The organism is Stenotrophomonas sp. YJH_SMC_120 (genome assembly GCF_059368675.1).
In genome coordinates this window covers 105,512-112,628 of record NZ_JCAFRY010000014.1, presented here as the reverse complement: position 1 = coordinate 112,628, position 7,117 = coordinate 105,512, and the positions used below count along the sequence as shown (strand labels likewise).

The window sequence follows — 7,117 nt, the reverse complement described above, 5'->3', positions numbered from 1 at the left end:
GCTGGCCTGAAGGCCAAGGGCAAAGCGAGCAAGGTGGCGCTCGTGGCGGTCATGCGCAAAATGCTGGTGATCCTCAACGCCCGTAAGCGAGACGCCGAGGTGGCCCTCGGCTGCCCCTGACAAGACAGTTGCTACTGGGCCTTTTCCACGTACTTGGCGAACACGTCGTCGATCTGCGTGTCCTTCACCTTCTTGCCGGCCTGGATCGCTTCGGCCTGGGTGAACAGCGGAATGATCATCGCCATGCCGTCGATCCTGGTCTTCAGGTGCACGCCCGGGGCCTGGGTCAGGAAACCGTCCCAGCGCTGGCGCACCTTGGCCCAGTAACCGGCGGTGGCCTTCCAGTAGTTGCGCGCCGGGGTGAAGTCGACCTCGGTGGTCTTCACGTAGTCGTTGAAGCCGAACTCGCGTGCGATCTCCACCTGGCTGCCATCGGCGTTGCGCTGCACCTTGGTGTTGAACTGTTCGTGGGTCCAGCCATTGGGCGTGAGCGTGTGGCGGTTGACCACGGCCAGCGCGTTGTAGTCGCTGCGTTTGGTGTACTCACGGCGCGGCAGCGGGCGCCAGCTCAGATCGCTGGTCCAGCTCGGCACGTTGTTGGTGTAGGTCCAGGTGCCGGTGCCGCAGTAGCGCGGTGCGTCGCTCACTTCGTACACGCACTGGGTCCAGGCGCCCTGGTTCACCGCCGACGGAATACTGCGCACCTTCCAGGTCTGGTCGGCGCTGAACTCGAAACGGTTCGGTGCTTCGTACACCCAGTCCTGGCGCCAGTGCTTGGTGATGTGGCCGCTCTTTTCATCCAGCAGCAGGTGCTGCAGCACGATGCGCTTCGGCGTGTCCTCGACCACGATGACCACTTCGCTGCCGCCGCTGCGCATCGCCGGTGCACGCTCGTAGCCCGGCTTCAGCAGCACGGTCTCGTCGAAGGCGAAGTCCACGGTGTACTCACCCTGCATGGCGAGGATGCTGTCGTGGTCGCGGGCGATATCGGAGGGCTGCGCGCTGGCCACGCCGCTGGCGGCGAGCAGCAGCATGGCGCTGGCTGTCTGGAGCTTCATCGGGGTCTTCCTTCGGGGTTGCAGATTCATTGAGGGGCCATCCGTGGCCAACGGGCGTTCCATCAGGAGAGGGTCACAGGCGGATCAGCGGCAGGTCGCCGGGAATCCGGGGAGCCGGACGCCGGGCGGCGTCGGCACAGCAGCAGTCGTCGATCGCCAGCTCGCCTTCAGCACCTTCCAGGCGTGCAATACGTCGCGCGGCGGTCGCGCCCAGCGACGACAGCGTCGACAGGCTGGCCGCCAGCGTGCGGCCGTCGTCGGCGGCATGCAGGCGCAGCGCACACAGCCGCCAGCGCTGGCCACCGAGATGGCCGGCCAGGCGCCGCCACAGGCGTTCGCCAACGCTCGCCTCGCTGTCGTGTTCCGGTCCCGGCGGCAGCGCCGCGACCAGACGGTCCCAGGCCAGGAAATCGCTGTCGGGCAGCAGGTACAGGCGCCACACGCAGCGGCGGCGGCCATCAAGGAAGCACAGGCTTTCGCGCAGGCCCTCGCTGTCCACGCCCTGGCAGGCGTGTACGCGTACGGCCTGGCGCCAGCCGCCCAGCTCGTTGCCGTCGGCGTGGTACAGGCACAACACGGTGCCGAGCGTGGCCAGCTGTGCCGGGGTCGGCCAGGCCGCGCTGTTCGGCGCGGCGATGGAGTCATTCCTGCGTGCGGACAGTGCTCGGCTCATGAGGTCACCAGGAAACGGCAAGGCTGGCGGAGAAGGTGCGGCCCGGGCTGCTGAAACGATCGCTCAGTGCGCGATCGGTGATCAGGCTCGGGGTGATCGACGACCATTCGATGTAGCGCTTGTCGGCCAGGTTGAACACGCCGACATTGAAGGTGGCACCCGGCGCGAAGTTCCAGTGCGCCATCAGGTCCAGCACGCCGTAGCCGGCCGGCTGGTAGACGAACGGCGCCGGTGCGTTCGGATTGGTCTGCGCCGCAGGCGGCGGCAGGCGCTTCTTGCGCTGCACGAAGGTACCGGCCAGTTCGACGCCCCAGGTATCGGTGTCGTACATCAGTCCCAGCGTGCCACGCAGCGGATCGACCGAGGCCAGCGGTTCGTCATCGGTCCGGTTGTCACCACGCGACCATGCCAACGCACTGCGCAGCGCCCAGCCCTTCAGCGCCGGGCTGAGTTCGCCGAACTCGATGCCGGCCTTCATTTCCGCGCCATAGATGCGCGCGTCGGCGATGTTCTGCGACTGGAACACGGTCAAACCCTGTGCGTTGCGACCGGTATCGACGTTGGACTGGATGAAATCCTTGTAGTCGTTGTAGTAGCCGCTGACGCTGACGTACGCCGCCGGCGCGATGAAGCGCAGACCCAGTTCGTAACCGTCGCTGGTTTCCGGCTTCAGATCCGGGTTGGCGATGGCGGTATAGCGGAAGGCGACGTTGGTCAGGCCGATGTTGACGTCGTTGTACGGCGGCGAACGGAAGCCACGCGCATAACCGGCGAACAGCGACCATTCGTCGGTGAAGCGCCAGACCATGCCCAGCTTCGGCGACACGCTGGTCTTCTTCAGCTGCGCCACGGCCGTGGTCGGGTTGTCTTCGGCAAAGATACCGTCCACTTCCGGCTTCAGCTCGTAGCGGTCCACGCGCACGCCCGGCACCAGCGACAGCCTGCCATCGGCAAAGCGCATCTCATCCTGTGCATACAGGCCCAGCTCGGTGGTCTTGCTGATCGGGAAGTCACGCACCGGGAAGGTGTCCGGCAGCACCGCGTTGCTGACCACGCCAGCCTTGCTGACCTGATAGCCGTCGCGCTTCTGGCGGATCTCGGTACGGGTGCCTTCGAAACCGTAGGTCAATGCGTGCTCGACGCTGCCGGTGGTGAACGCCTTGTTGAACTGCGCCTGCAGGCCATAGGCATGCTGGTCGAAGGAGAACACGCGGTGGCGGCGGGTGCCGTCGGTGCGGGTCTCGTCGGTCTGCTGCCGGGTTTCGCTGTTCTGCGCGTACACCTGCCAATGCAGGCTGTCGGCGAACGGCTGGTCCAGCGCATCCATCTCGTGGGCGAAGGACACGCGGTTGCGCTTCTGGGTGTCGTGGGACGTCATGCCAGTGGCCGCAGCCATCGCGCCGGGGCGCGGTGCAACGCTGGCGATCGCCGACAGCACATTGGTATCGGTGGTGTCTTCGTTGCCTTCCACGGTCAGGCGGAAGCGCTGGTCCTCGCTGGGTGCATAGACCAGCTTGCTGAGCATGCTGCGGCCGTCGCGATCCTGCGGATTGGCCGCGGTGCGGGTGTCGTTGTCGCTGCGTACCGTGCCCTTGTTGTCCGTTTCCTGGCCCTGATGGTGGTTGACGTTGACCAGGCCGCTCCAGTGGTCGCCACCAAAGGCGGCCGTGGCACCGCCGAGCAGGCCCTTCCACTCACCGTCGTAGCCGAACTTCAGGCCGAAGTAGCTGTTCTTGCCGTCCTTGAGGTAGTCGGCCGGGTCCTTGGTCACGAACGCGACCACGCCACCGAGTGCATCGGAGCCGTACAGCGAGCTGGCCGGGCCACGCACGATCTCGACGCGCTTGAGCGTATCGAGGTCGGTGAAGTTGCGGTTGGAACTGGCGAACGAACCGATGTCGAACCGGGTCGGCATGACGATGCCGTCGGTCTGGATGCGCACGCGGTTGCCGTCCAGGCCACGGATGCGGAAACCATCCAGGCCGAAGCGGGTCGCGCTGCGGGTGACCGACAGGCCCGGCTCGTAGCGCACCAGATCCTTGATGTCCTGCACCAGGTGCCGGTCCATCTGCTCACGGTCGATGACATCCACCGTGGCCGCCACGTCGCTCACCGCCCGCTCGGTGCGGGTGGCGGTGACCTGCACCCGATCGAATTCGCGCGCATCGGGGGCAGCAGTGGCAGCAGCGTGGGCGGACAGCGGCAGCGCCATCCAGACAGCAAGGCAAAGGGCGGTATGGCGGGTCATCGGGTTCGTTCGGTCAGGCAGGGGAACCCCCGGTTACCGGCACACCCGGAAGGTGCACGCGGTAGACCGAGGGGGAGAGAGCGGGAGCGGACGGGTCGCCCACCCTGTCGGCGCTGCCGGCAGGAGGGAGGGAGGCGGGCGACCAGACCGCGATTACTTGGTCAGGATCAGCTTGTCGTTGCTGGTGTGCCGCAGGCGATAGAAGCGGTCGCCGTGCTGGATCAGGATTTCACGACGGCCCTTGAGCAGGGCCTCGCTGTCGATGACCTCTTCCGGCGGAACGACGCGGACCGGTCGATCGCGGAGGGTCAGCGTTTCGGGGCGCAGCAGTACAGGTTGAGCATTCATGAGCATCTGGACTCGTGCGAGGGACGAGTTAAATGATAATGATTCTCAGTTGACAATCAACAACCATTCTCAATTTCATTGATGGGATTAATGATCGAGTTCCGTAATTCGATAGATCGCATCAATTAAATGGCGACGCAGGTGTGTAGAGTCGACTGTTGGTCGACTGCTGTTGCTCGAAGCAGTCGGTTATTCGAAGCAGTCGACTGACAGGCGACTCTACCGTTCCCGTTCGCGTTCCCGTCCCGTTCCCTCGGCCGAACCGGCCCGAGCGAGGCCCCCGAGGCCCGGTCGGCCCCGGGGTTCAGGCGAAGACGGCTTCGACCTGCGCCCAGCCGGCCGCGTCGACCTGCTCCAGCACGTCCAGGGCCTGCAGGTTCTGCAGCAGCTGGCTGACCCGGCTGGCGCCGAGGATCACGCTGGAAACGTTCGGGTTGCGCAGGCACCAGGCGATGGCCAGCGTGGCCGGGGCGTGGCCCAGCGCGCGTGCCACCTCGCTGAAGCGCCGCACCTGTCCCAGGCGGGCCCCGGCGTCGGCCCCCAGCACCAGGTCCTGCAACCACTCCATGCCTTCCCGCCCCAGCCGTGCATCGGCCGGAATGCCCTGGTCGTACTTGCCGGTGAGCAGGCCCGACGCCAGCGGCGAGAAGATGGTGGTACCCAGGCCGGCACCGGCATACAGCGGCGCGTACTCGACCTCGACCCGCTCGCGGTGCAGCAGGTTGTACTGCGGCTGCTCCATCGACGGGCCCTGCAGGTTGCGCGCCTCGGCGATGTCCAGCGCCTGCTGGATCTGCACCGCCGACCACTCCGAGGTGCCCCAGTAAAGGATCTTGCCCTGCCGCACCAGGGTGTCCATGGCGTGCACGGTCTCGGCGATCGGCGCGTCCGGATCCGGCCGGTGGCAGTAGTAAAGGTCCAGGTAGTCCACCCGCAGGCGCTTGAGTGCAGCGTGGCAAGCGTCGGTCACGTGCTTGCGCGACAGCCCGCGCTGGGTCGGCCGCGGGTCCTTGGCGCTGCCGAAAAACGCCTTGCTGGACACGCAGAAACCGTCGCGCGGCAGGCGCAGGTCGGCGATCACGTCACCCATGACCTGTTCGGCACGGCCGTTGGCATAGCCCTCGGCGTTGTCGAAGAAGTTGACACCATGATCCCAGGCGGCGGCCACCAGGTTGCGGGCCTCATCACGCGGGATCTGGTCACCGAAGGTCACCCAGGCGCCGAAGGAAAGGGCGGAAACCGGCAGGCCGGTGGAGCCCAGGCGACGGTATTGCATGCGAATCTCCTGCTGCGGGCCCGCATCCGGGCCGGGATCGACCCCCATTCTACCTGCCGCCGCCAGCCGCAAGCCCTTGCCGTTGCTGGCCTGATCGGTACCGTTGCCGCGCGCACGCTGCTTTTTCTTGCCCCGGCCCCTGCCCTGCACTAGGCTTCCCGTTTTTCGCGACGCCCCAGGGGAGTCACTCACATGGTCGAAGGTTTGGGCAGGATCGGCTTCGGCCTGTTCGGGTTGGCGGTGCTGATCGGCATCACCTGGTTGTTTTCCAATAACAAGCGTGCGGTTGACTGGAAGCTGGTTGCCACCGGTATCACCCTGCAGATCGCCTTCGCGGCGCTGGTGATCCTGGTGCCGGGCGGGCGCGACGTGTTCGACGCGCTGGGCCACGGCTTCGTCAAGGTGCTGAGCTTCGTCAATGAGGGTTCCGGTTTCATCTTCGGCTCGTTGATGGACACCAAGAACTACGGCTTCATCTTCGCCTTCCAGGTGCTGCCGACCATCATCTTCTTCTCGGCGCTGATGGGCGTGATGTACCACCTGAACATCATGCAGGCGATCGTGCGCGTGATGGCGTGGGCGATCACCAAGGTGATGCGCGTGTCCGGTGCGGAAACCACCAGTGTCTGCGCCAGCGTCTTCATCGGCCAGACCGAGGCGCCGCTGACCGTGCGCCCGTACATCGCCAGGATGACCCAGTCCGAGCTGCTGACCATGATGATCGGCGGCATGGCACACATCGCCGGCGGCGTGCTGGCGGCCTACGTGGGCATGCTTGGCGGCGGCGACCCAGCGCAGCAGGCGTTCTACGCCAAGCACCTGCTGGCCGCCAGCATCATGGCCGCCCCCGCCACCCTGGTCGTGGCCAAGCTGCTGATCCCGGAAACCGGCACCCCGCTGACCCGCGGCACGGTGAAGATGGAAGTCGAAAAGACCTCCAGCAACATCATCGACGCGGCCGCCGCCGGCGCCGGCGACGGCCTGAAGCTGGCGCTGAACATCGGCGCGATGCTGCTGGCCTTCATCGCCCTGATCGCGCTGCTGAACGCCCCGCTGACCTGGATCGGTGAAGTGACCGGCCTGGCTGCGCAGATCGGCAAGCCGACCAACCTCTCGACCATCTTCGGCTACCTGCTGGCCCCGATCGCCTGGGTGATCGGTACGCCGTGGGCCGATGCCACCACCGTCGGTTCGCTGATCGGCCAGAAGGTCGTGATCAACGAGTTCGTGGCCTACACCGAGCTGTCGCAGATCGTGAACGGCCAGGTGGCTGGCGTCAGCCTGTCCAGCGAAGGTCGCCTGATCGCGACCTACGCGCTGTGCGGCTTCGCCAACTTCAGCTCGATCGCGATCCAGATCGGCGGCATCGGTGGCCTGGCCCCGGAACGTCGCCACGACCTGGCCAAGTTCGGCCTGCGCGCGGTGCTGGGCGGTACCATTGCCACCTTCATGACGGCGACCATCGCCGGCGTGCTGACGCACTTCAGTTGAACCCTTGGTTGAGAAAAGATTCC

Annotated in this window: 6 protein-coding genes and 1 pseudogene; 2 read left to right on the top strand and 5 right to left on the bottom strand. The window is 66.0% G+C overall.

Translation table 11 applies throughout. The features are described from left to right. Positions 1-120: pseudogene (locus AC5P60_RS15900) on the top strand (IS110 family transposase); the annotation flags it as partial. A gap of 11 nt (positions 121-131) precedes the next feature. Here the strand turns inward: AC5P60_RS15900 and AC5P60_RS15895 are convergent. The 5 genes from AC5P60_RS15895 to AC5P60_RS15875 form a co-directional block, all read right to left on the bottom strand. Next, positions 132-1,058: a DUF6607 family protein gene (locus AC5P60_RS15895; protein ID WP_049402348.1), complete on the bottom strand. Its 927-nt coding sequence runs from the start codon at positions 1,056-1,058 to the stop codon at positions 132-134. Between the two features lie 73 nt (positions 1,059-1,131). Next, the gene (locus AC5P60_RS15890) at positions 1,132-1,731 is read right to left on the bottom strand and encodes a Hemin transport protein (RefSeq protein ID WP_483693502.1); all 600 of its coding nucleotides are present in this window, start codon (positions 1,729-1,731) and stop codon (positions 1,132-1,134) included. A gap of 4 nt (positions 1,732-1,735) precedes the next feature. Next, positions 1,736-3,979: a TonB-dependent hemoglobin/transferrin/lactoferrin family receptor gene (locus tag AC5P60_RS15885; protein WP_483693501.1), complete on the bottom strand. Its 2,244-nt coding sequence runs from the start codon at positions 3,977-3,979 to the stop codon at positions 1,736-1,738. 153 nt (positions 3,980-4,132) lie between these two features. Next, positions 4,133-4,327 carry a hemin uptake protein HemP gene (hemP, locus tag AC5P60_RS15880; protein WP_005412278.1) on the bottom strand — a complete coding sequence of 65 codons (195 nt, stop codon included), beginning with the start codon at positions 4,325-4,327 and terminating at the stop codon, positions 4,133-4,135. Between the two features lie 304 nt (positions 4,328-4,631). Further along, a complete protein-coding gene (locus AC5P60_RS15875) occupies positions 4,632-5,603 on the bottom strand; it encodes an aldo/keto reductase (protein WP_483693500.1) in 972 nt (323 codons plus the stop codon). A 192-nt stretch (positions 5,604-5,795) separates the two neighbouring features. Here AC5P60_RS15875 and AC5P60_RS15870 point away from each other — a divergent pair, with 192 nt between their 5' ends. Next, complete coding sequence (locus AC5P60_RS15870; RefSeq protein WP_005408115.1) at positions 5,796-7,094, top strand: NupC/NupG family nucleoside CNT transporter; 1,299 nt, start codon at positions 5,796-5,798, stop codon at positions 7,092-7,094. The last annotated feature ends 23 nt before the right edge of the window (positions 7,095-7,117 follow it).